Raw genomic sequence first — 24,559 nt, 5'->3', positions numbered from 1 at the left:
CTGCTACGCGGACTGGGGTGTTGTTGATGAGGTCATGAGGTGCATGAGTGTTTCCTGGTCTGCCTGATCCGACGGCATCTCGCCGGTGATCTGACCTTCGAAAATCGTGTAGATTCGGTCGGTGATTCCCAAAAGTTCGGGCAATTCAGAAGAGATGACGATCACAGCTTTTCCTGCAGCGGCGAGTTGCTGAATGAAGGTGTAAATCTCATACTTGGCGCCCACATCAATCCCACGGGTTGGCTCGTCGAGGATCATGACGTCGGCGTCAGTGAACATCCACTTCGCTAAAACCACTTTTTGCTGGTTCCCGCCGGACAGCGTGCCGACCCCTGTCATGACAGATGGGGTCTTGATTCGCAATTCTTTACGATATTGCTCGGCTGCCATGACCCCTTCGTCAATATTCATGATCCCGTTATGGGTGATTTTTTCCGGGCGTGCCGAGATAACGGACTCGTATATAACGTCCAGCAGGTTCAATCCGAGGGTCTTGCGGTCTTCAGGCAAGTAAGCCAGTCCCGCTTCGATGGCGCGAGGTACGGTATCAGCCTTAACTGGCTGGTGGTCGATCTTCATACTGCCCGATTCCCACACTCCGTAAGATCGGCCAAAAATGGAGCGCGCCAGCTCAGTCCTCCCGGCACCCATCAGGCCCGCAAAGCCGACCACTTCCCCTGCCCTGACATAGAAACTCGATCCCTTGCATACCCATCGATCTGCGGCGACAGGGTGGCGAACCCACCAGTCATCCACTTCAAATCGAATGTCACCGGGGTGCGATTCACGTTCGGGGAAGCGGCGGTCAAGCGGACGCCCGACCATGAGACGAATGATGTGATCCTCGTCGATCGGTGAATTCTGTGCGTCAATGTATCCCACGGTTTTCCCATCACGAATGACCGTGACTGAATCAGCGATTTGGGCGATTTTGTCGAGCTTATGCGAGATCATGATCATGGTGATTCCACGACCGCGCTGCTTGCGCATGAGCTCCAGTAGATGCGCTGATTCTTCCTCATTCAGCGCAGAGGTCGGCTCATCCAGAATCAGCAGTCGGACGTCCTTGGCAAGAGCTTTCGCGATTTCAACGAGCTGCTGCTTGCCGACCCCGATGTTCGAAATCAGCTCATCCGGCGACTCGTCCAGTCCAACCTCCGCCAGGTATCGGGCTGCCCGCAGTCGTGTCTGGTGCCAGTCAATTCCGAAACTGCTGCGAACCTCATTTCCCAGGAACATGTTCTCCGCTATCGACAATGTCGGGATGAGAGCAAGTTCCTGGTGAATGATGACGATTCCAGTTCTTTCAGAGTCGCGAATTGTCGCGAACCTCATTTCCTCACCGTTGTATACAACCTGGCCGTCGTAGGTGCCATGGGGATGCACACCGGACAGAACTTTCATCAATGTGGATTTACCTGCGCCGTTTTCCCCGCAAATTGCGTGAATCTCGCCGCGACGCACTCTTAGATTGACATCGTCGAGTGCAATGACTCCGGGGAACGCCTTGGTGATGTGCTTCATCTCCAGGAGCGTGTCTTGTGCTTCATCGATCATTCGTTCTCCAGTGAACTGATGGACTGTGATGCCGCGAGCTGCAATGCCCTCAGGCACCACCACAATACACGCCAGTTTCACTTCATGAAGTCAATTTACGCATTTGTGTTTAACTTTTAAATCCAAATATTGTCGCCGCGCACATATGGTGGAATGTCAGCAGAGACCACCGCGTCTCTTCCCTTCATTACAGTAGCCGCTAACGCAAGAAGGTGGCGGCAGAGCCTGCCAGCTCCGCCGCCACCTCACATTCCCACTCCAGGGGCTGAAATCGGTCGGGTTTTACTCCTCGACACCCACCATTTCCATGATGAGTTCACGCACGCGCGCAGCGTCGGCTTGGCCTCGAGTCGCCTTCATCACTGCTCCGACCAGGGCGCCAGCGGCCTTCACTTTGCCACCCTTGATCTTCTCAACGACGTCGGGATTGGCGTCAAGTGCTTCTTGAACGGCAGACGTCAGTGCGCCCTCGTCACTGACCACCTCAAGGCCACGCGCCTGCACGACCTGCTCGGGATCGCCCTCGCCGGCCAGGACACCTTCGAGGACCTGGCGGGCAAGCTTATCGGTCAGGCGTCCATCGTCAACGAGCTTCTGAAGCTGCGCAATCTGCTCGGGTGCGACCGTCAGATCCTCCAACGCAACCTCATTTTGCTTCGCCGTGCGTGCCAGCTCACCCATCCACCACTTGCGTGCAGCGGCAGGTGAGGCACCGGCCTCAACAGTGCTTTCGATCAGCTCAAGCGCTCCGGCATTGACGACGTCGCGCATTTCCTTATCCGAATAAGACCACTCGGTGCGCAGGCGCCGACGCTTCGCTACCGGCAATTCAGGCAGCTCGGCGCGCAACTGCTCGACCCATTCGCGCGACGGAGCAAGCGGAACCAGGTCTGGTTCAGGGAAGTAGCGGTAGTCTTCCGCATCAGACTTCTCGCGGCCTGACGAGGTCGACCCGTCCTCCTCGTGGAAGTGGCGCGTTTCCTGGATGACTGTGCCCCCCGCCGACAGGATCGCAGCGTGGCGCTGAATTTCGAATCGGACAGCGCGCTCGATACCGCGGAAAGAGTTCACGTTCTTCGTCTCTGAGCGCGTGCCGAGCGGCGCATCGGGGCTGGGACGCAGCGACACGTTAATGTCGGCGCGCACGTTTCCGCGTTCCATTCGAGCTTCCGAGACTTCCAGCGTGCGGAAAATGTCACGCAGTGAGCGCACGTATGCTGCGGCAACCTCCGGAGCGCGTTCGCCGGCGCCTTCGATTGGACGCGTGACGATCTCAACCAAGGGCACGCCGGCGCGGTTGTAGTCCACCAGCGAGTGGTCGGCACCGTGGATACGGCCGTCCGCGCCGCCGACGTGGGTGTTCTTGCCAGCGTCTTCTTCCATGTGAGCACGTTCGATGGTGACGCGGAACATTTCGCCGTCTTCGAGTTCGACGTCGACATAACCGTCGTGCGCGATCGGCTCATCGTACTGCGAAGTCTGGAATGCCTTCGTCAGATCCGGGTAGAAGTAGTTCTTTCGCGCAAAACGGCAGTACTCCGCGATTTCACAGTTCAGTGCCAGGCCAATCTTGATGGCGTATTCAACAGCCTTGTGGTTGACGACCGGCAAGGAACCTGGCAATCCGAGGGACACTGGCGTAACAAAGGTGTTCGGGTCGCCACCGAACGCGTTGGGCGCAGCGTCAAACATCTTGGTCTTCGTGCCCAGCTCGACGTGAACTTCGATACCGAGGACAGGGTCGAACTGTTTGACCGCGTCTTCATAATCCATGAGGTCTTCCATCATTCGCTCACCTTCCAGTCGGCAGCCGGGCATCTGCCCGCAACATCATCGCTGAGCAGTTCAACAAGCGCTGCCACCTCGTACATCTTCTGATCATGACGTGCCGGTGCAATCACCTGGAATCCGACGGGCAGATTCTGTTCGGTCACGGCATTCGGAATCGTCATTGCGGGGACGCCTGCAAGGTTGGCCGGAATGGTGGCAATGTCGTTGAGGTACATCGCCATCGGGTCGTTGATCTTTCCACCCATCTCGAAGGCGACGGTCGGTGCGGTCGGCGAGACGAGGACGTCGACCTGTTCGAAGACGCGCACAAAATCGCGCTGCACGAGGGTGCGGACTTTCTGCGCGGATCCGTAATACGCGTCGTAGTAACCGGCCGACAGGACGTGAGTGCCCAGAATGATGCGGCGTTTGACCTCATCACCGAAACCAGCCTCACGGGTAGCAGCCATGACGCGTTCGGCTGTGACATTACCTTCGGCGGGTTCAACACGGATGCCGTAGCGCATGCCGTCAAAACGTGCCAGGTTCGAGGATGCCTCGGCCGGCATGATCAGGTAGTAGGCCGCGAGCGCGTATGCAAAGCTCGGGCAGGACACTTCGATGACTTCAGCGCCTGCGTTCTTGAGAGCCTCCACACTGGCGTTGAACGCGTCGAGCACTGCGGGTTCATACCCCTCGCCGGACAGTTCCGTCACGACGCCGATCTTCAGTCCGGCAATGCTGCCCCGGTCTGCCACGGCGCGCACACTGTCAGCAAGGGGCGGCACCGGGTCAGTCAAGGATGTGGAATCGTGTGGGTCGTGACCACCGATGAGTTCCTGCAAGGCGGCAGCGTCCGCAACTGTGCGGGTGACAGGCCCGATCTGATCGAGCGACGAGGCCATCGCAACCAGACCGTAACGTGAAACCGCACCGTAGGTGGGCTTTGCCCCCACAGTTCCCGTCACTGCACCTGGCTGACGGATCGACCCGCCAGTATCGGAGCCGAGGGCGAGCGGCACCATGAACGCTGAGACAGCGGCAGCTGACCCGCCGCCGGATCCGCCGGGGATACGGCCAAGATCCCACGGGTTTCCTGTTGCGCCATATGCGGAGTGCTCAGTTGAGGATCCCATGGCAAATTCGTCCATGTTGGTCTTGCCGATGATCGGCAGGCCGGCCTCGTGAATCTTTTCGACGACAGTTGCGTCGTACGGTGGCAGCCATCCCTCGAGGATCCTGGAGGCACAGGTGGTGGGCATGCCACGTACGACCATGTTGTCTTTCACTGCGATGGGGACGCCTGCAAGGCGATGGAGCTTCTCCCCCGCTGCGCGGCGCTCGTCAACGCGACGAGCTGTTTCGAGGGCACCTTCGCGGTCAATATGCAGGAAGGCGTTGACGTGTTCATTCAGAGCGTCGATCCGGTCCAGGCATGCTGTCGTCAGTTCAACGGATGTGATCTGACCTGCCTCGAGCATGTCGGCGAGTTCGAGTGCGGATTTCTTGAGCAGGTCGTTCATCAGTCCTCCTCGAGAATCTGCGGGACGAGGAACATTCCGCGGTCCTGAGCCGGTGCCTGCGCCAGAACCTCATCACGGTCGAGGGTGGGGCCGACTTCGTCTTCGCGCCACACATTCGCCAACGGAATGGGGTGCGACGTTGCGGGAACGTCAGGGGTGGCAACTTCGGACACTTGTGCAACGGATGTAGCGATGACGTCAAGTTCACCGGCGAAGCGCTCGATTTCTTCTTGCGTCAGCGCAATCCTGGCCAGCCCGGCGACGCGGGCGACTTCTTCAGTACTGATGCGTGACATGGTGCCAATTCTATGTGGCACGAAGCAGATATTCGACCCAGCGGGCCCGAAGGCACGTGTCTGACATGTATAAGTTCTCAAATTGTCGGGAAGGAATTAGGCTAACGGCATGGCAGTTGCACGGAAGTGGCGTTTAAACCACCAGACGGGGTGGAAGATTCTCAAAGGTGTCGGTATCGGGCTGCTCGTTGCGCAAGCTGCTGCCGTCGTCACGGTTCATGCCGTTGACCGAGTCCGAATCGCACGTATTCCCGGTGGCCGTCACGGCTTCCCCACTTTGCCCCCCAGCGATGTCCAAATCGATTCGAACGTTGTGCGAACCTACACCGAGGGCGAGTCGCTTTATACCGACATGCTGGACGCGATCAACGAGGCTCGTGAGTCGATTTGCTTTGAGACCTACATCTGGGCGGCCGACGAGATTGGACGCGCCTTCAAGGATGCACTCTATGCCGCTGCTGATCGAGGCGTTCAGGTCTACATCGTTTACGACGGTTTCGGAGTGCTGAATCAGAATCCACTGTTCAAGATTTTCCCCAGGCACCCGAACCTGTTCCACCGGCGTATCCCTGAGATTCGTTCGGGCCTGTTCACGCTTAATTTGCGCAAGACAGGGCGTGATCACCGCAAGATTCTCGTCACCGACGGGAAGTACGGCTTCGTTGGTGGTTACAACATTGGTGAGCGTTTCGGCATCGAATGGCGAGATACTCACGTCCGTATCACCGGTCCGGCGGTGATGGAGTTGGCGGACGGGTTCGCTGAATTCTGGAATCATTTCAAGCGGCCGTGGCAGCCGGCTCTACCTGACGGCGGGGTTAAGGACTGGTTCCCACCCATCAGTGCCGAATTCAATCTGCCCTCACGATTACTGTTCCCCGTGCGGGGCCTGTACCTGGATGCCATTGACCGCGCGCGTGACCAGATCCTGATCACCACTGCTTACTTCATTCCCGATAAGGAAATTTTGCACAACCTGGTTGCGGCTGCGCAGCGAGGCGTGCGCGTGAAGGTGCTGATCCCTGAATATTCCAACCACATCATGGCGGACTGGGTTGCGCGCCCCTACTACGGAGAGCTGCTGCGCAACGGTATTGAAATCTGGCTGTATCAGCACGCCATGATCCACTCCAAGACCATGACGATTGATTCGCACTGGTCAACGATTGGTACTGCCAACATCGATCGCCTGTCGATGCAGGGCAATTTTGAAGTCAATCTGCAGTTCCGTTCCACCGCTTTGGCAGAGCGCATGGAAGAGATCTTCGCCAAAGACCTCACGACGTCCAGGCAGCTGACGCTAGAAGAGTGGGAGAGACGAGGCCTGCCCACCCGCATCATTGAGCGGCTCCTCCACCCCTTCGAGTGGGTCGTCTGAGTCGACTGAAGCAGCGTGTGCCTCGTCAGCCTGCGCGTCAGTTTCTTCGAGGACACTCATACCGCGTGCCAGCAGTTCGTCGAAGCGGGACTGGTCAAGAATCGGGACGCCGAGTTCTTCGGCTTTCGCCACTTTTGACCCGGCCCCAGGGCCTGCCACAACCAGTGACGTTTTCTTGCTGACCGAGCTGGTTGCCTGCCCGCCCCGATCCGTGATGGCTTCCTTCGCGCTGTCACGCGTGTACCCTTCCACCGATCCGGAGACGACGATCGTCAGTCCTTCCAGCGTGGCTGCGTGAGTGGATGCGGATCCACCCTCGTCACTGTCGTGCATGCGCACCCCTGAGGCTGCCCACCGGCGCACAATCTCCTGATTGTCAGGCTGTGCGAACCAGTCACCAATCGCGCGCGCAATGATCGGGCCTACCCCGTCGATTGCGCTGAGTTGTTCTTCACTGGCCGAGGAAATCGCCTCCATCGAGGGCATTGCCGCTGTCAGTTTCCTGGCGACCGTGGGGCCGACGTGGCGAATCGACAGTGCAACCAGCACGCGCCACAGTGGCTGAGTGCGTGCCTGCCTGTCCATGAGTTCGAGCATCTGCGTCAGCGTGTCACGAGGGCGAGACTCAGCCGGTTCGCGGAACTTGATCTTCACCTTGTTTTCTGACCGCGTCCTGGTGACCCACGGCTGTGTCCAGAAGAAGTGGACGTACGCCCAGTCCTCGCTGGAAGGTACCTGGCGCCAGATCATCACATCTTTCACATCATCGGCGGTGAGCGTAAAGATTTCGCTTTCAGAGGTGACAACCGGGTCCTGAGCGGATGGCAGCATCGCATTTGCCGCTTCCATCTGCTCACCGTGACTTAAGTGGTCAACGTCGGTGAGCACAATGTGCGTGCCGTCTTCGAGCACGACTCGATGCCCCGCAATCAGCGCCGCCGCGACCTCGTCACGATGGTTCTCAGGCTGCGTCAGCGCGAGGGCGGCCTCAGCCCCCAGATGCTCGATGTCCAATGCGGACCGTGACGCAATATGTTCAATGCGTTCAGTCAGCTGCGCCGGGCACAGCGCGCGATTCAGACAGCGCAGGTCCGCATCGCCTTCAGACTCGGCCCTGAGCGTACTGCCGCACGACGGGCACTCGGTCGGCATGACGAATTCCCGCTCAGTTCCATCCCGTTCGTCCACCACCGGTCCAACAATTTCAGGGATGACATCTCCCGCTTTGCGCACAATCACCAGGTCACCGATCAACACTCCCTTGCGCGCCACCTCGCCCGCGTTGTGCAGTGTCGCTCTCTGCACATGCGAGCCGGACACGAACACCTTATCCATCACCGCGTAGGGCGTGACGCGACCCGTGCGTCCAACCTGGACGTGGATGTCGAGCAGGCGCGTCGTGACTTCCTGAGGTGGGAACTTGTAGGCAATTGCCCATCGCGGCACGCGCGAGGTGGCCCCCATCTGACGCTGAAGCCCCTGATCGTCAACTTTGATCACGACGCCGTCGATCTCATGATCCAGTCCGGCACGCTGATCACCCAGCTCGTCAATGCGTTGAGCAATCTCGTCATAGGAATGCACCAGCCGCGTGTGAGGCGACACCGGGATTCCCCACTGTTGGAACAGCTCGTACCAGCCGAACAGGTGTGTAGGGGCGGTGAAAGACTCACCAGCCTCGATAGCGCCAATGCCGTGCGCCAACAGAGCGAGCGAGCGCTGCGCAGTGATCGCCGGATCTTTTTGCCGTAGTGATCCGGCTGCAGCGTTGCGTGGGTTGGCAAAAGGTGCCGGAGGCTTGTGGGGCTGACGACTCAGTTCTCCAGCACGATACTGCTCAAGTTTTTCCGCGTACTCGTTGTGCGCGCGAGCGCGCTGCTCGTTAATCTGCGCAAAGTCTTCCAACGGCATGTAGATCTCGCCGCGAATTTCCACCATTTCAGGGTGCGGACCGCCGGACAGGACATGCGGAATGGATGAAATAGTGCGCACATTCGCGGTCACATCTTCACCCACGCGCCCATCACCCCTGGTTGCCGCCTGGATGAGGAACCCGTTTCGATACAGCAGCGACACTGCCAGGCCGTCGATTTTAACTTCCGTCGTCATCGCGGTACTCGCAGAGCCAACCTCGTCAATCGTGCGCTGCCACCACGAGCGCAGTTCGTCCAGCGAGAAGACGTCCTCGAGCGACATCATGGGTTCTGCATGCTCGACCGGCGCGAATGCTTCGCTGCGTGTGCCACCGACCGTGGCCGTAGGCGAGTCAGGTCCTGATAGCTGCGGGTAGGTGCGCTCTATGTCCTCCAGCTGGCGGAAGAGGGTGTCGTAGTCCGCGTCGCTCAGTTGAGGCGCATCCTTGTCGTAGTAGTCGTGGCGTGCCTGCTCGATCCGTTCAACCAGGTCGACCCACTGCTCGCGTGCCGACGGTGGGACGCTCTGATCGGACTGGGAGCTCTGCGAGATGCTGGGCGGCTGAGCTGCGGGGGTGCCCGCGGTGGCGGCATGCTGATCTTCCATACGACTATTGTTCCACTGTTCGCGTTCCGGCTGGTCGACGAGGGCGACCTGTGGATGTCTGGGCGCGAATTGCGCGAATCGACGTAGGTGCTGTGGAGGGCGACTGTTATCCACAGGGCGTACGCGTGTTACTGCCTGTCCACAGTCCAGGTCATCTGAGTGGAGGCGCGGCGGTGAGGACATCACCATGTTGACATGACGACGTTGACACTTCCTATGCTTCGCGAACGAGAGGACGCACCCGCACGCGCGGCGAAATTCACCCGCGCTGAAATAGCGCCGGCCGGAGAGGACGACACTGCGGCTGCCGCTCACCCGTTAAAGACAGCTTTTCATCTGGCGTGCGTGAGTGGTCCGGATGTGGGACTGGTGGTGCCGATCGAAGCCTGTACGCTGATTGGCAGAGCAGATGGGCACGGTCTGACCTCGCAACATTTGTCCCGCACGCACGCTTTTCTTGAGGAACACGGTGCCGTGGCCCGCTCACTTACACGACGAGTGCGATCAGATCACGTACCCCGATGGCCCTGGCTGCGCCGCGAGCGCGCACAACTGTCCATCACCGATTGCGACTCCACCAACGGAACACGTGTGGCGCGGCGCCTCCCCCTCGTCGGCATGCTTCCGCGGCGCTTTTCTCGACAAGTCGGCACACGTGCGCTGCCCCTATCAGTGGGGCATCGTATTTTCGCTGGTGGAAACGAATTCGAGGTGCGTGCCAGGCCTCTCAACTCCTCCTGGCCACAGCCTGACCCCGTTCGCAATCGGTTCGTGCGATGGGGCATCATCCCCATGATGCTGTTCATCCCCATGATGGTGTGGCGCCTGTCCATGTGGGGAGGTGCTGCGCGTGGGTGGCTGGTCGGCGCATTGGGTGTGGCGGTGGCGCTGGTGGCAGGAATATTCGCGCTTCGCTTACTCAGGAGTCGGAGATTCTGGAGGCACTACGACGCAGCCTCCCTCGCCGTCGCGCTCAGCGCACTGCCTCGCGGCGATTCGCACTCATCTTCGGCGCCGTTGTCGTCTCCAGACAAACACAGCGGCAGCGGGGATCGTACGTTGCCAGATGCACTCCCTGTGTGGCCCGGCATGCCTGGAAAATCCCCTGCACTGGAGCTGAATCTGAGCGAGATATACGGCTCGTCACCTGCACCTGTCTTCCTCGTTTCAGGGCCCCGACGCGCGCCGATGCGTCGGGGCCATTCGCGCCGAACTGGAGAGCGAGCGCAGGTGCGTGTCGTCGGTTTCATTGGGGAGCACGCTGTGTCGGGTGCCTACTGGTGGGCAGCTCAAATCGCTGCCCGACTGGGCGGCGCCCGCATCATCAATCCAGATAGTCACGCGCGCCGCATCGGTTCGCCCGCAATCGACATTCACATTGTCCGCGGGTCCGCCTGCGTGGCATGTGCAGATAGAGGCGTATCCGAACTGAGACGTGCTGGAGATGGTCGGCGCGTGGTACATATTGGTGTTGGAGCAGGATATGCAGATTTACCCGAATGGTGTGACCACATCATTCGCCCGAACCACGTCCTCGTAACTGACCGATGGTGGGATACGTGCACCGAGTCCGCTGATGAAGGCACCCACAACAGTGTTCCGGACTCGGTAACATGGGAGGACCTTGCTCAGTGGGAGCCGGACGAATCGCACTCTCAGTGCCTGCGCGTACCCATCGGACACGACGGACACCGACTCGTCAGCATTGACCTTGTCTCAGACGGTCCTCACGCGTTGCTTGCCGGCACAACGGGATCTGGAAAATCGGAAGCGCTGACGACGTGGCTGGCGCAGATGTGTGAACGCTTCAGCCCGCGTCAGGTGCAACTCGTCCTCATTGACTACAAGGGAGGAGCCACATTCACGCCATTGACGCGATTGCCCCACACCCGCCAGGTCCTGACAGACCTAGAGCCTGATGCCACGAGTCGGGCGATTCGAGGACTGTCATCGCTCCTGCGAGAACGCGAACGCGACCTTGCGCGCCTCGGCTTTCCCGACATTCGCCGCTGGCATGAGGCTCATTGCCGAGGCGCGGCGCCCGAACCTCCCGCGCGCATCATTATCGCGATCGATGAGTTCCGGGTCCTCGCTGATTCGCATCCCGACACTTTGGATGCGCTGGTCAGGCTGGCTGCCCAGGGACGCTCCCTGGGATTGCATCTCATTGCTGCGACCCAGCGCCCGTCAGGGGCGATCACGCCGGCCATGCGCTCCAACATTGACATTCGCATCGCATTGCGCTGTGCCACCGAGGCAGATTCGCTCGATGCGATCGGCACCCCGGCAGCTGCTTCACTTCCTCGTCACTCTGGTCGTGCGCTTATCAATGGTGGGACGCACATACAGTTTGCGTACTGTGGTGACATAGAGCGGGTGGTTCGGCGCGTGCGCGACAGGTGGGGGCGTGAAAATGACTGCCCGCCTCTATGGGCGCCCGAGCTTCCCTCGCCCCTTTCATGGCACGAGGTTGACGCCACCTACCTTAGCCAGGTGGCAGTACGTGGATGCAGCGGGGAGGCTGATCGGCGCATTGCGATTGGGGTGGCTGATGGGATCGATATCGGACGCCATTACAACGTGCTCTTTGAGGATGGGCATATCCGCTTGGAAGGGCCTCACTATCGCAGCGCTGATCTGGCGCAGTGTGCACAGGCGCTGGGCGTGAGGATCGGGCAAGCTCGCGGGATACCAATCCACCTGTGTGACAGCACATCGCTGGCCGGCCACGCGATGAGCACGCAGCTGTTTGCTTCCCGTCTCTCACTCGATGATGCAGGCGCCGTTACGCACCTGCTCACCGGCATTGCGGCACACGGCCCATCCGTCCTGATCGTCACCGATGTTCCCGACATGATGCGATCGTTGGACCGCGTGCTGTCAGCGGGCACGGCACACACTGTGTGGAGTGAGTGCTTGTCGCAGGCTCGCGCCAGCGGTATCACCATCGTTGCCGCAACTCCGGGTGAGTTTGGCACCGGGGGAAGCTGCAGTTCAGCTTTTTCTACCCGTTTTGTCGCAGCCCATTCGTCAGATGAAGCGCTGCGCGCAGGACTTGGTGTGCGCACACCGCTCACTCGCCACGATGGCCATTTCATTCTTGCCTCTCTTCCGTCACGTATCCGCTCCTCATGCGACGGACGAATCGGTGAACCTGTTGACCTGACAGGGGTGTTATGTGCACTCCCCCACGCGATCCCCACCAATGCCGAGCGCGACACACATGCAGCCTCTGTCACTGAGAGTGCGGAGCCGTGGACGGTGCTGTCTTTGAATGCCCCTCTTTCAATGCTGCGGACTCGCCCTGACACAGCATTGTCGACAGAAGGGGCCGAGCTGACAGAAGGAGATAAGGCGGAGGGCAAGGCGCAGCGAGCAGATAGGACAGCTCCAGCAGGGAACGGGGAGCCCGCTGCGCCATGTCTGGGCTGGGTAGGAGCCTCACTTGAGTCACTCTCTTATCCGCACGGGTCGTGCGTGCTGATCGGTGATGATCTGGAGGATGCGCGCCGCATTCTCGAGACGCACTGGCATATGGTGTCAGGCCCACGCGATTGTCGGCCAGGCTTTGATCCAGCCCAGATCACGCTGCTTGGATCTCATCAGTGGACACAACTACGCTCACACGCGCATGACACAGTGATCGCGCTGGATCCGTCACCTGATTTGATTCGAGCATTGGCACAGGTCGCGCGCAGCGTTCCTGTCGCTGTTCGTGCGGAGCGGTGGGGAGCTCACAATGGGATCATTATGCATGCAGGACGAGTTGAGCGCTTCCGTCTCAACACAGCCCTTCTTCAGGAAAGATCCAGACCTTTCGATTCCTAAGGCACACCGGCTTCGGTCATCCGCAGGCGTTCGAGACACGCGCGTCACACTGGTCTTCTCCACATTTTCGTCCCCTCACACCGCCGCGCGTAAATCCTCGTGACTATTGACACATGCGTGAAACGGGAGTTGGGCCCTTTTTCCCCTTGCCCTTCGGTGATGATTCGTCGACAATTGATCAAGTTATCGACAAGTTATACGTTAAGCGTCGAGTTGTTTAACAAAACGTTAACGGAAATGGAGTTTGAGGGAAGATGGACTGGCGGAGTAAAGCAGCCTGCTTAAGTGTTGACCCGGAGCTGTTTTTCCCAATCGGCAATACTGGTCCAGCCCTGACACAAGCTGCGGAAGCCAAAGCTGTATGCCATAACTGCCCCGTTGAGACCGTGTGTCTGCAGTGGGCAATGGACAACAACCAGGATTCCGGAGTGTGGGGCGGTCTGAGCGAAGAAGAGCGCCGCTCAATGAAACGCCGCGCCGCACGTGCACGCCGCGCTTCCTGAAACTCCTCACTGACTTCAACGCGTAGCCGGGTTCACCACGAACTCGGCTACGCGTTTATTCAGTGCACGAACACTGCCCTCACAGCGCGCATTCCACCGAGCACACCTCTGTATCACTCCACGCGTAGACGCAGCGTGACAACTGTGCCCGATTCTTCTCCCGGTTCCCACTCGATCGTGCCTCCCAGTTCCCCTCGAACCATTTGCCGCACAATTTGCGTGCCCAAGCCGCTGAGTGGAGTACCTGGCTCAAATCCTACGCCGTTATCAATCACGCGAACCGTCATACGTTTGTCGTTGTCGTGGTCGCGCTGCGCATCGATGCGTATCACGCCGTCTCGCCCTGCCAGACCATGCTCGACAGAATTGGCAACAAGCTCGTTGAGCACTGTGGCCAGGGCTTGAGCCTGATCCGCGCTGATCACGCCAAATTTACCCGTCGTAATAACCTCAACAGAATGGTCCGTTGAGGCAACCGCGCCAGACAGGCGCAACACGGAGCGGGCGACCTCGTCAAAATCAACTTCCTCATCGACCGTGTGCGACAACGCCTGGTGAACTGTGGCGATGGACTGCACTCGGCGTTCGGCCTCCTTGAGGGCATCCTTGACTTCCTGCGAATCAGAGCGGCGGGCCTGCAGTCGCAGCAGGGCCGACACGGTTTGCAGATTGTTCTTGACGCGGTGGTGAATCTCCCGAATCGTGGCATCTTTCGTCATCAGCTCTTCTTCACGCCGACGCATCTCAGACACGTCGCGTGTCAAGATGACCGCCCCCAGACGATGACGCCCATTGGTCAGAGGCAATGCGCGCATATTGACTGTCGAGGCGTGCGCCGAGATCTCCACGCGCCACGCTGCCCGCCCCATCACAACGACAGCCAGCGTTTCCTCAACAAGCGCGTCATTGGATATGACGTCTGTGATGTCTTCGGCCAGCACGCGCCCAATGACCGAGTGTCGAATCCCCAGGCGCCTCAGGCATGAGCTCGCATTAGGAGTCAGCTCCTGAACCGTGCCGTCACCATCAATGAGAATCACGCCATCCATAACGCGTGGCACGCCGTGCGCAAGAACTGTTGGTGTAGACGTGTAGGGATACTCACCGCGCGCACACATCTCCAGCAGGATTCGCGAGGCATTCTGCGTCCAGGCGCCCATCCCGACGGTCGGGCGCGGTGAGGCTAGGTTCGATTCGCACGTCACGACCGCAATGACTGAGCCTCCGTGACTGATCGGGACGCACACCTCCGTCATGGAGTAGGTGCCGGCCCAGCGCGTCCCTGACGGCTCCACAATCGAGTTGGTCTCCATTGCCTGGCGCAGGTTTGCTTCGCGCGCGGCCGGTAGATACAGGCCGATAATGTCATCGAGGTGCACCGTCGTAGCGGTCGATGGCCTGCAGTGCGCAACAGCAATGAAACGCCCGTCGTCGGTGGGAAGCCACAGCACAAGGTCGGCAGCAGCCAAATCGGCCAGGACCTGCCAATCTGCAAGCAAGAGGTGGAGCCAGTCAAGATCCTGCTCCGCGAGGACACGCGAGGAAGCCTGTCCGGCGAGTTGCATCAGGGAACGCATGGCACCACTGTAGTGGTATGGAGGCCATTATGGGTGCCTCGAACGCGCAAACCGGAGCGGAGAAACTATGCGAATTAACGAAACCTACGCCTACCCCCTGGGTTTTGACAAGGTCAACGCGATGTATGCAGATCCCGCGTTCACTTACGCGCGTCTGGATCAGCCCGGAGTGACTGACCCTCAGGCCAATGTGCATTCCACCGCCGATGGAGGCCTCCTTATTGAAGCCTCGTGCACACTTGACGTCAATCAGCTTCCCCCGGCGGCGCAGCGGTTCCTCAAGAAGTCACCCGCCATCACTATGAAGGAGCAGTGGGAGCCGATCAGCGGTCGCGAACGGGTGGGATCGACCATGCTGACCGTCGAAGGCGTGAACGCGAGCAGCCACTTCACCTCGAAACTTTCCGGCAATGACGCGCAAGCAGTGCGCCAGATGGACGGCGAATTTACCGTCAAGATTCCACTGGTGGGTAAGACGATCGAGAATATGGCAATGAAGCAGATCTCCCGGATCTTCGAGGCTGAGGTCGGCCTGGCTGAGAAATGGAACCAGGATCAGGCTCATTAGGAATCGGCACGACCTCACCGATAAAGGGCGACGACGAGGCGCGCTTGCCTGATCCGGCAAGGCTCAGTCCGGCCAGGACCTAAGGGAAATCACCTCTGCATGTTCGCCCTTGGAAATGAACGAGGGCGAAAGACGGTCCTCCTCGAACAAGAGTGAAACAATATAGCTATGGATACACATACGACGGCACCGGCTGCCGAGGGCGGCCCATCTGAGTCACTGTTCATTGAGCGCACCGGGAAAAGGCAATACGTTGCGCGCAACCATCGCGACGCGGCCGTGAATATCGGAGATGGACCGGGAGAGTTCACTCCTGGCGAGCTCTTGAAGATCGCCGTGGCAGCATGCAATGCGATGTCGTCCGATTCGCGTCTGAGCTCCGTGCTTGGTGACGACTTTCAGCAGTTCACCGGCGTTTCCGCGGTCTCCAACAAAGAGGAGAACCGCTACGAATCGTTCCAGGTTGAATTGGTGCAGGACCTGTCAGCCTTGAGCGATGAGGATCGCGCTGACCTGATCGAACGAGCCACGCGCGCTATTCACAAGAACTGTACGGTGGGCCACACGGTTGAGCAGTCGGCCACCTATTCGGCAACTTTCACATCAGAGAAAATGTAACGATATGTCACCTCGTTCTTCAGATTCTGAGCGCTCACGCATGCCGCTGTCTCTGCCGGAAAGTGTGTGGCAGAAGGCGCTGAACGTTCCTCACGCAACCAGTTTAAAGGCGGCGCGCAAGCTGCGTGAACAGTTCCCTGACCTTGCTCCTGACGAGCTGGTTCAGCTCGCCACCCGCTCGTACCTGCGGCGCATCGGGATGGAGTCAGGTGCTGTGGGTGCGGCGGCGGCCTACCCTGGTGCCGGCACCGCAGTTTCTGCAGCAGCATCGGGCGCTCAGCTTGCCGCCTTCGTGTCAGAGTCTGCTCACTACGCGATGACTGTGGCGCACCTGTATGGCATTGATCTGAGGGATCCCGCCAAGCGCACGGCACTGGTTCTGGCCGCCTTGACTGGGCGGGAAGGTGCGGAAATGATTACGGCGCAGGTCGGGATCCAGACTTTGGCCTGGTTCCGCAACTCGTTCCTGTCGATTCGCACGGGCACCGCCCAGCAGTTCAACCGTCTGTTGTCCAAGTGGCTGCGCAAGAAGGCAGTTTCGAAAGCTGCAACCACAACACTGGGACGCCTGCTGCCCTTCGGTGTGGGAGCTGTTGTGGGCTGGCAGTTGGGCCGCTCGATGGCCAAGTCTGTCGTTGAGGGCGTGCAGACAGCGCTGGGACCCGCACCTTCGGAAAACGTTGAAGACGTTGTGATCGATGTGCAGCCGGTTGAGGATCCTGCCGCAGATGATGAACTGTACGAGGCGATCGTCCTACCTGATGAGGAATAATACGATCAAGCCAAATGAAGAAGTGAGCGACGATTGATGACTCAGACATCTGAAGGGCGTGAGACACCTGTGGGCGCGGATCGCCAGTACGAGGATTTGCTGACGCGCGTCATGAACGAAGGCGTTTCCAAGGCTGACCGCACCGGCACAGGCACCCGCTCCGTTTTCGGCGCGCAGCTGCGCTATCCGCTGTCTCAGGGGTTCCCACTGATTACAACGAAACGCGTCCACATGAAGTCGGTTGTGGGTGAGCTCTTATGGTTCCTGCGAGGCGATTCGAATGTGAAGTGGCTGCAGGATCACGGTATCCGCATCTGGAACGAGTGGGCCGACGATCAGGGGGATTTGGGACCTGTTTACGGTGTCCAGTGGCGCTCGTGGCATGCGGAGGGGGGCCGAACCTTCGACCAGATTTCGCACGTCATGGACACCTTGCGCACAAATCCGGACTCACGACGCATGATCGTGTCCGCGTGGAACGTGGGCGACCTGGAGTATATGGCGTTGGAACCGTGCCACGCTCTTTTCCAGCTCTACGTGGCCGATGGGCGTCTCAGCCTGCAGCTGTATCAGCGCAGCGCGGATCTGTTCCTGGGCGTCCCCTTCAATATCGCCTCATATTCCCTGCTGACACATATGTTTGCCCAGCAGGCTGGGCTTGAAGTGGGCGACTTCATCTGGACGGGTGGAGATTGCCACATTTACAACAATCACGTCGACCAGGTCACCGAGCAGCTCTCACGGGATCCGTATCCGTTCCCGACGCTCACGTTGGATCAGGCACCCTCGTTGTTCGAGTATGACTTTGATGATGTGCACATCGACAATTATCAGCACCATCCGACGATCAAGGCATCAGTCGCCGTATGAGCACACTTGTGGCGCGCCCCAATTTCACGCTGGCGTCGATTTGGGCGCAGGATCGAAACGGCATTTTGGGAACTGGCACATCGATGCTGTGGCATGTTCCGGCTGATTTTGCGCATTTCAAACAGATGACGCTGGGCTACCCGATCATCATGGGGCGCTCTTCCTACGAGGCTCTGGGCGGTCAGCCATTGCCCGGACGCACCAACATCGTCATGACGCGCCAGCGCGACTACGAGACCCCCGGGGCACTGGTCGTTGCCAACCTGGATGAGGCGCTCGAGGTCGCAACCGCTCACCTGGCGGATCACCGTGACCAGCGAGCAGCCATCACCGCCAGCACTGCGACGACACCCGACATGGATAGGGACCCAGCTCCCGTGGTGTGGATTACCGGCGGAGCCCAGATCTACGAGCAGACGATGGATCGGGTGGATGAACTGGTCGTAACAGACCTTGATCTGGATGTACGCCCGCTCAGCGGGCAGAACACGCCGCTGGTGTACGCGCCGCACGTCGATCCCGAGCATTGGCACGTGGATCCTGATCGGTCCGATTCGTCGTGGCGAGACGTGTCGGGTGACGCTCGGTGGAGAATCACGACATTTGTTCGCCCTTCTCACCGCTGAGCTGATCACTGATCCGCAAGCTGCGCGCTTTCTTCTCTACTGGTTCGATGTGCGCGATGACATGTGATTCATCCAATTGGGACATTTTGCGGGCACTGACCAGCACCCGCGTTTCCAACGAGCCGACGAATCTGTTCCACCGTTCAGTCAGATCATCAATCGTCTTTCGAACAAGCTCAGCATGGTCTGCGAGGGTGCACAAGCGCGAATACAGTTCGCTGGCCAGAGCGTAGAACTCACGAACCTGCGCAACGGCTGATTCTTCGCGCCACGTATATGCCACTGCTTTCAGGCACGCCCACAGCGCGCTGGGAGACGCCAAAGCCACACCTCGCGAAAAGGCGTATTCCAGCAGCTGCGGATCTTCGCGCAGCGCGGATGACAGCAGGGATTCGAGGGGAATGAAGGCAATGACCAGGTCAGGTGACTGCTCGTACCTCTTCCAATACTCTTTCTTCGACAGTGTGTCCACGTGGGACCGCACGGCTCGAACATGCTGGGCAAGCAGTTTCTTCTTCTGTTCTGCTTCTCTCTCCCCTGCCGAGTCGGGAATATCACATGCCTTCATGTACGCGTCGAAGGGCACTTTGGAGTCGATGACCAATGTGCGCCCTTGCGGCAAGTGCACCACCATGTCGGGCCGCTGACGCCCCGATTCCTCTCCGCTGTTTCGCTCACAACGCTGCGTGTCCTGTTCGTCGAAATCAACGTGTTCCATCAGGCCACACATGTCAACGAGGCGTCGCAACTGGATCTCGCCCCACTGGCCGCGCACAGACGTCGAACCCATGACGTCATGCAGCTGAGAGGTGGTCACCCGTAATTGCTCGCCGATCGTGGTCGATGCTTCAAGCTGCGCGCGGATAACCCCGTACTCCTCAGCTCTGAATCGTTCCATCGCCGACATCGAATGCGTCATTTTCGTCAACATGTCGCTGACAGGTGCCAGCGCCTCCATAATCCGTGCGCGTTCTTTTTGCTGCCCCAGGCTGCGTTGAGCCTGATCTGCCAGGCGGTCTTCATATTCCACGCGCATGCGTTCGGATCGTTCGCGTTCGTGGGCGAGCTGTTCATGCGCCTCTTCCAGGCGCTGACGAAGCTGGTCATGAACGGCTCGTGTCTGCTCACCACGCATATCACGCTCATGTTCAGCCTGCGATACGCGCATACGCAGCGAATCGAGCGCACGCCCCGCCCCCAGGTTGACCCCGGCAAACCACCCTGAAACGATGCCCACCACCAGTGCGAGAAGGGGTACCACAACCATCCATATATTCATGGCTTCACTGTACGAACCACCGTGTGCATCTGGAGCCCATAGGTCTCTCACCAGCCACTCCGCACTCCGATGGGACCAAGGACCCAGCAGGCAACCCTCATAATGACCTGGCTCACATTCTTCCAATCATCGTGTGACATTGGCCGCATTGTTTGCGAACGGGGTGAGCAACAAATGTCTAGGGTGACAAGTACAGCAATGATGCTCTACCTGTAAATCGAGGACCGATGACACGCATCACTCATACCCCCATATGGCCTCCCCTCACTTCACTTCGCTCGCGTTACAGCGCCGTGCGCTCCACCTCGCCCACGCCGCCGCGCTCGCGCCGTACATTCCTGGGTGCGCTGGGCGCATTGCCGTTCGCACTGCTGCTGTGCGGATTCGCCAGACCCCTCCCCGCCGCCGAAGACCCGTCATCAAACGTGCACGGCGGTGAAGCAAACCTCGTGCTCCCTGACCTGTCACAAGTCACTGTCATCGGTGGATTTTCGGGACAGACTCTGCTGATTATCGGCCTGATCGTCTGCCTGCTTGGACTGGGATTCGGCCTCGCCACCTACATGCAGCTCAAGAAGATGCCGGTACACGGCTCCATGTTGGAGGTCGCGGAGCTGATCTACGCAACATGCCAGGCCTACCTGAAGAAACAGGGACGTTTCCTGCTGATTCTGTGGGTCTTCATCACCGCAGTTATCGTCATCTACTACAAGGTTCTGGTCGGCTTCCCGTGGGGGAAGATGCTCATTGTGGTCGCATTTTCGCTTCTGGGAATGGCTGGCTCCTACTCCGTGGCGTGGTTCGGTATCCGCGTCAACACGTTCGCCAACGCGCGCACCGCCTACGCCTCCTTGCGGGGCAAGCCGCTGCCGATCCATAGAATCCCCATGAAGTCCGGCATGTCGATTGGAATGGTCCTCATTTCCCTCGAATTGCTGATGATGCTGATCATCCTGTTGTTCCTGCCCAATGACGTTGCCGGTGCCTGTTTCATCGGCTTCGCCATCGGTGAGTCTCTGGGAGCCTCGGCCCTGCGTATAGCCGGCGGCATCTTCACAAAGATTGCCGACATCGGCGCGGATCTGATGAAGATCGTGTTCAAAATTGACGAGGACGACCCGCGCAACCCCGGTGTTATCGCTGACTGCACGGGCGATAATGCAGGCGACTCGGTGGGACCGTCCGCTGATGGTTTTGAAACCTACGGTGTGACAGGCGTGGCTCTGGTGACGTTCATTATCCTGGCCGTCAATGACCCCGTTCTTCAGGCAACGCTGCTGGTGTGGGTGTTCTCCGTGCGTGTCGCCATGATTCTGGCTTCGGCTCTGGCCTACGCGATTAACGCGCGCATCGTGGCGTCGCGATACAGCGATGCCACAACAATGAACTTTGAGGCCCCGTTGAGCTCGCTGGTGTGGTTCACCTCGATTATCTGCATCGCTGCAACGTACCTGATGTCGTGGCTGGTCCTCGCACCGCAAGGCGGCGCCCTGTGGGTCGAGCTGGCCACGATCGTCACGTGCGGCACGTTGGCTGGCGCACTTATCCCCGAGCTGGTGAAGGTCTTTACCTCCACGACGTCGCGCCACGTGCGTGAAACGGTGAAGAGTTCACGCCAGGGCGGAGCATCGCTGAACATTCTGTCAGGCGTGGTCGCCGGCAACTTCTCTGCCTACTGGCTGGGCATCACAATTGTTGGCCTGATGGGTGGCGCGTTCCTGATTTCCGAGGTCACACTGGGCGACTACATGCTGGCACCTGCTGTCTTCGCCTTTGGCCTGGTGGCGTTCGGTTTCCTGGGAATGGGGCCAGTGACGATCGCAGTCGACTCGTACGGCCCTGTGACCGACAACGCGCAATCCGTCTACGAGCTTTCCCGCATTGAAGCGATCGACGGAATTGACGAGGAAGTTCAGCGCTCCGACGGTTTCGCCCCGCAGTGGGATAACGCCAAACTCATGCTGGAAGAAAACGATGGTGCGGGTAACACCTTCAAAGCCACTGCGAAGCCGGTCCTCATCGGCACCGCTGTTGTAGGTGCGACGACGATGATTTTCTCGATCATCATCGGTTTGACGAATCGCCTCGAAGAAGGTCTGAACTATCTGTCGATCCTGCACGCTCCGTTCCTGCTGGGCCTGATTATGGGTGGGGCGGTGATCTTCTGGTTCTCCGGCGCATCGATTCAGGCAGTCACCACAGGCGCCTACCGTGCCGTCGAGTTCATTAAGACGTCCATCAAACTGGACGATGACACGGAACGAGCCTCCGAAAAGGATTCGACCCGCGTAGTGGAGATCTGCACACAGTACGCGCAACAAGGCATGTTGACGATTTTCCTGGCGGTTTTCTTCGCCACTCTGTCATTCGCATTCGTTGAGCCGTACTTCTTCATCGGCTACCTCATTTCGATCGCCATCTTCGGCCTGTACCAGGCTATTTACATGGCGAACGCGGGTGGTGCATGGGATAACGCGAAGAAGATTGTCGAGGTTGACCTGCACGCCAAGGGAACCGCTCTGCATGACGCGACGATCGTGGGTGACACGGTCGGCGATCCGTTCAAGGACACGTCCTCCGTTGCCCTGAATCCGATCATCAAGTTCACCACGCTGTTCGGTCTGCTGGCAGTGGAACTGGCAGTGTCACTGACTGGACAGGGATTGAGCGCCCTCGTCTACACGCTGGCCGTCATTTTCGCACTGGTGTCCGCGTTCTTCGTCTACCGTTCCTTCTACCACATGCGTATACAGGCGCCGATGGAGGATCCGGCCGACGGCGAGGACTCCCCCGCTGATTCCCCTGCATCTCAGATTGGAGCACAGCAATGAGAATTGCCATCAAACGCGATGCGACCCTCATTGACGAGGGCGGCCGAGTCACCGGTCATGACGCCGGTGCCACTTTGGTGAGGCGAATCCTGCGCATCTTCCCCGATTCCAGCATCATCGGCCCTGTGGCACGGCGCTGCAAGGGTTTCACCGTGATGCCGCTCGAATCAATCAATCCCGATGACACGGTCATCATCAATATGGATGTGGTGGACTCACTGGGCACATGGAACACCGTCTACCATGCCTCGGGCGGCAATATTCCGAAGATCATGAACTTCGTGTGGTTCCCGGTTAACACGCTTGAGCAGCACGTCCAGGTGTGTGCCCTCGCGTTGTCGTGCGCTCTGTTCCCCACGTTCGCAAACTCGGAACGCACAGCGGCTGAAGTGCGTGAAGTCGTGGAGCGGTGGACCGTTCAACCGTTAGCTCAGAAGGCTGAGTTGTCGTGGGTGAACCTGGGATTCCGCCTGGAGCATGTGCAGCCGCGTCACGAACCTGACACGCCCGTGGTGTTGTATCCGGCAATCTACCTTGCCAACCGCAAGCGCCCTGACATGTTCATGGATATTGTGTCCGCCGTGCAGGAAGACACGGATCTGCGTGTGGAGATGCGACTGCACGAGTCGCACCTGGTTTCTGAGAAGGCGATGGAGTATTCACAGCTGCCGTGGATCTGGGTGGGGTCGCTGACCGCCTCGCGCGCGTCATACTGGCAGGCGCTGTCGCACACGACGGCGTTTGTGGCGACCGCCAGCGAGGAATCCTACGGCCTGTCCTATGTGGAGGCGATGGGTGCCGGAGCGATCGGAATTTTCCCGGATCTTCCGTGGGCCAGGGCTTTGCTGCCGGACGGGTATCCCTTCATGTATCCCGATGGCGACGAGGATGCGGCCGCTAACTTGCTGCGCTGGGCATTGACGGAAACTGATCGGTGTCGTGCGCAGCTCGATGAGCTTGTGTCGGGCAGCTTCGTGTCGTGGATCCACGACCGTCACAGTGATGACGCGTTCGACCGTGAGATACTCGCCGCGGTCAAGGAGTGGTTCAGCTGATCACAGGCTAGTGCAGGAAGTTGAGGAAATTCGTCCACAGATCATCCCACGAGTAGAAGAAAACCTCGGAGTTATTGACCAAGAGGAGCGCAACAAGCGCCCCGAGTATGCAGGTGAGTGCCGCGAGGAAAAAGTCCGTCACAGCGCGCCGCACCCGTCCGGTACGCATCCTCATCCGCACACGCATCAGGGATGTCGCCATGGCAATCCCCCACGCGCTAAAGCTCCCGATTAGCGGCACAGTTTGGGTGATCTGCCACCATGGCGGGGCTGTCGGAGCGTCCGACTGCACTTCCCTACCGCTCCACCATTTCAACGCTGAGGGCAGATCCTCGCGCCATGTTGTCCAGCCGTGGGCTCCCTCGGACTTCATGACCGATACGAAGGTATCGTTAGGTTGTGTGCGCGCCAGTTTCTGCAAGGCAGTGCCAAAAGTCATGGCATCCCTGTCCGCATATACGCCCATCGCGAGGACTCTGAGGGGCACATCATGCGGCTGAGCGAGCAAGTGTGAAATGGTGAAAGCGTCCCTTGTCGCCTGATCGGCATTTTTCAGAGCGCCTAATTCTGGAGTATCGTACCCGCCCATCGCCACAGCTGTCCCAAAGACGTCACGGTGGCGCACATGTATAACAGGCGCACAGTATGCGCCTGATGAAAATCCGCCTACGGCCCAATGGTCGGGATCATACGGAATACTTGGGAATGCTGCGCGGATCGCTGGGACTAGATCAGTAACAACGAAGGTTTCAGTTTTGGGGTGCCCGTCAACGTCAACGCAGTCCGGCTCTGCCCCGCCCATTGACAGGTCAGGGAAGATCAGCAGCGTTGGAGGAATCTCGCCTCGTTCGACCAGTGGTGCTATGCGTTCGGTGAGTTCGAGTGACTGAACTGTGCCAATCGCTGTTCCCACGTACCCGTGATAAAGCACGATGGCCCGCGAAAGCGGGATAGGCGTGTCGGCGCTGTCACTCTGGGAGGCAGTAGG

17 protein-coding genes and 1 pseudogene are annotated in these 24,559 nt (G+C 59.2%); 10 read left to right on the top strand and 8 right to left on the bottom strand.

Annotation, left to right across the window (positions count from 1 at the left end):
- Positions 1-3 precede the first annotated feature (3 nt).
- The 4 genes from AC1DA5_RS08525 to gatC form a co-directional block, all read right to left on the bottom strand.
- On the bottom strand, positions 4-1,638 hold the full coding sequence (locus tag AC1DA5_RS08525) for an ATP-binding cassette domain-containing protein (RefSeq protein ID WP_480289888.1): 1,635 nt from the start codon (positions 1,636-1,638) through the stop codon (positions 4-6).
- 201 nt (positions 1,639-1,839) lie between these two features.
- Positions 1,840-3,342: an Asp-tRNA(Asn)/Glu-tRNA(Gln) amidotransferase subunit GatB gene (gene gatB / locus AC1DA5_RS08520; RefSeq protein ID WP_058236223.1), complete on the bottom strand. Its 1,503-nt coding sequence runs from the start codon at positions 3,340-3,342 to the stop codon at positions 1,840-1,842.
- Positions 3,342-4,850, bottom strand: a complete 1,509-nt coding sequence (gene gatA / locus AC1DA5_RS08515; RefSeq protein WP_480289886.1) for an Asp-tRNA(Asn)/Glu-tRNA(Gln) amidotransferase subunit GatA — start codon at positions 4,848-4,850, stop codon at positions 3,342-3,344. The genes gatB and gatA overlap by 1 nt, the downstream gene beginning before the upstream one ends.
- Positions 4,850-5,146 (bottom strand): Asp-tRNA(Asn)/Glu-tRNA(Gln) amidotransferase subunit GatC, encoded by a 297-nt coding sequence (gatC, locus tag AC1DA5_RS08510; protein ID WP_058236039.1) that lies wholly within the window; start codon positions 5,144-5,146, stop codon positions 4,850-4,852. Before gatC ends, gatA begins: the two co-directional genes overlap by 1 nt.
- Before the next feature lie 109 nt (positions 5,147-5,255).
- Between gatC and AC1DA5_RS08505 the strand changes: the two genes are divergently transcribed.
- Positions 5,256-6,524, top strand: coding sequence for a phospholipase D-like domain-containing protein (locus AC1DA5_RS08505; RefSeq protein WP_058236040.1), 1,269 nt, complete (start codon positions 5,256-5,258; stop codon positions 6,522-6,524).
- Here the strand turns inward: AC1DA5_RS08505 and ligA are convergent.
- Positions 6,447-9,044, bottom strand: a complete 2,598-nt coding sequence (gene ligA, locus AC1DA5_RS08500) for an NAD-dependent DNA ligase LigA (protein WP_070725625.1) — start codon at positions 9,042-9,044, stop codon at positions 6,447-6,449. The genes AC1DA5_RS08505 and ligA overlap by 78 nt on opposite strands.
- Positions 9,045-9,239: 195 nt before the next feature.
- Between ligA and AC1DA5_RS08495 the strand changes: the two genes are divergently transcribed.
- Together AC1DA5_RS08495 and AC1DA5_RS08490 are read left to right on the top strand one after the other, a co-directional pair.
- Entirely contained in the window at positions 9,240-12,872 is a 3,633-nt protein-coding gene (locus tag AC1DA5_RS08495) for an FtsK/SpoIIIE domain-containing protein (RefSeq protein WP_058236041.1), read from the top strand.
- A 254-nt stretch (positions 12,873-13,126) separates the two neighbouring features.
- Positions 13,127-13,375: a WhiB family transcriptional regulator gene (locus AC1DA5_RS08490; protein ID WP_058236042.1), complete on the top strand. Its 249-nt coding sequence runs from the start codon at positions 13,127-13,129 to the stop codon at positions 13,373-13,375.
- Positions 13,376-13,488: 113 nt separating this feature from the next.
- Here the strand turns inward: AC1DA5_RS08490 and AC1DA5_RS08485 are convergent, their stop codons facing one another.
- Positions 13,489-14,952 (bottom strand): sensor histidine kinase, encoded by a 1,464-nt coding sequence (locus AC1DA5_RS08485; RefSeq protein ID WP_058236043.1) that lies wholly within the window; start codon positions 14,950-14,952, stop codon positions 13,489-13,491.
- Positions 14,953-15,019: 67 nt separating this feature from the next.
- Between AC1DA5_RS08485 and AC1DA5_RS08480 the strand changes: the two genes are divergently transcribed.
- The 5 genes from AC1DA5_RS08480 to AC1DA5_RS08460 all read left to right on the top strand — a co-directional run bounded on the left by AC1DA5_RS08480 (position 15,020) and on the right by AC1DA5_RS08460 (position 18,406).
- Positions 15,020-15,520: a DUF2505 domain-containing protein gene (locus AC1DA5_RS08480; RefSeq protein ID WP_092648325.1), complete on the top strand. Its 501-nt coding sequence runs from the start codon at positions 15,020-15,022 to the stop codon at positions 15,518-15,520.
- A gap of 168 nt (positions 15,521-15,688) precedes the next feature.
- Positions 15,689-16,138 carry an OsmC family protein gene (locus AC1DA5_RS08475; RefSeq protein ID WP_058236045.1) on the top strand — a complete coding sequence of 150 codons (450 nt, stop codon included), beginning with the start codon at positions 15,689-15,691 and terminating at the stop codon, positions 16,136-16,138.
- Between the two features lie 4 nt (positions 16,139-16,142).
- Positions 16,143-16,910, top strand: a complete 768-nt coding sequence (locus AC1DA5_RS08470; protein ID WP_082628448.1) for a VPDSG-CTERM exosortase interaction domain protein — start codon at positions 16,143-16,145, stop codon at positions 16,908-16,910.
- 36 nt (positions 16,911-16,946) lie between these two features.
- Positions 16,947-17,780, top strand: coding sequence for a thymidylate synthase (locus tag AC1DA5_RS08465; protein ID WP_070725633.1), 834 nt, complete (start codon positions 16,947-16,949; stop codon positions 17,778-17,780).
- The gene (locus AC1DA5_RS08460; protein ID WP_058236047.1) at positions 17,777-18,406 is read left to right on the top strand and encodes a dihydrofolate reductase; all 630 of its coding nucleotides are present in this window, start codon (positions 17,777-17,779) and stop codon (positions 18,404-18,406) included. Before AC1DA5_RS08465 ends, AC1DA5_RS08460 begins: the two co-directional genes overlap by 4 nt.
- Here AC1DA5_RS08460 and AC1DA5_RS08455 read toward each other — a convergent pair.
- On the bottom strand, positions 18,375-19,685 hold the full coding sequence (locus AC1DA5_RS08455) for a DNA recombination protein RmuC (RefSeq protein ID WP_480289880.1): 1,311 nt from the start codon (positions 19,683-19,685) through the stop codon (positions 18,375-18,377). The genes AC1DA5_RS08460 and AC1DA5_RS08455 overlap by 32 nt on opposite strands.
- A 371-nt stretch (positions 19,686-20,056) precedes the next feature.
- Here AC1DA5_RS08455 and AC1DA5_RS08450 point away from each other — a divergent pair, with 371 nt between their 5' ends.
- Both AC1DA5_RS08450 and AC1DA5_RS08445 read left to right on the top strand, forming a co-directional pair.
- A complete protein-coding gene (locus AC1DA5_RS08450; protein ID WP_371935760.1) occupies positions 20,057-22,516 on the top strand; it encodes a sodium-translocating pyrophosphatase in 2,460 nt (819 codons plus the stop codon).
- Complete coding sequence (locus AC1DA5_RS08445) at positions 22,513-23,571, top strand: glycosyltransferase family protein (protein WP_480289878.1); 1,059 nt, start codon at positions 22,513-22,515, stop codon at positions 23,569-23,571. Before AC1DA5_RS08450 ends, AC1DA5_RS08445 begins: the two co-directional genes overlap by 4 nt.
- Positions 23,572-23,869: 298 nt before the next feature.
- Here AC1DA5_RS08445 and AC1DA5_RS08440 read toward each other — a convergent pair.
- Positions 23,870-24,373 (bottom strand): annotated as a pseudogene (locus AC1DA5_RS08440) (alpha/beta hydrolase); the annotation flags it as partial.
- Between the last annotated feature and the right edge of the window lie 186 nt (positions 24,374-24,559).

The organism is Pauljensenia sp. C0254C2 (assembly GCF_056583835.1).
Note: the sequence above shows the minus strand (reverse complement) of the source record. Positions and strands in the feature narration are given on the sequence as shown.